Genomic DNA, 402 nt, shown 5'->3' with positions numbered 1-402 from the left:
AAGATTACCGAGACTACTGGCGGTAACTTCGAGAAGTTGGAAGTTGCGGGCAATGGTGCGACCACCACGATCAACGACACCATCGACAAGGTCGATGTGGTGCTCACCGCCACATCTACTGTCGGCGAAGGCGGCAATATCGTCTACACCGCCAGCCTTGTGGATAAAAACGGTGCGCCGGTAACCAACATCACCAACCCGCTCACCGTCACCCTGGATAATGGCCAGACCATTACCATCGGGGTGAACCAGTCCAGCAGCTCTATCTCGGTTGTAGCTCCAGATGATGTGTACAAGGGCGACCAAACTGTTACCACCGCCATCACAAACGTGACCGGTGGCGAACACTTTGAAAACTTGGTGCCAGGGACCGATAAAGTCACCACGACTGTGACTGACACC

1 protein-coding gene is annotated in these 402 nt (G+C 54.5%); it reads left to right on the top strand.

The features are described from left to right. The coding region (locus QZR30_RS27935; RefSeq protein ID WP_311904788.1) for an immunoglobulin-like domain-containing protein at positions 1–402 on the top strand (402 nt) is incomplete at both ends.

Origin of the sequence: Pseudomonas sp. rhizo25 (genome assembly GCF_031931935.1) — a bacterium.
GTDB lineage: Bacteria > Pseudomonadota > Gammaproteobacteria > Pseudomonadales > Pseudomonadaceae > Aquipseudomonas > Aquipseudomonas synxantha.
Note: the sequence above shows the minus strand (reverse complement) of the source record. Positions and strands in the feature narration are given on the sequence as shown.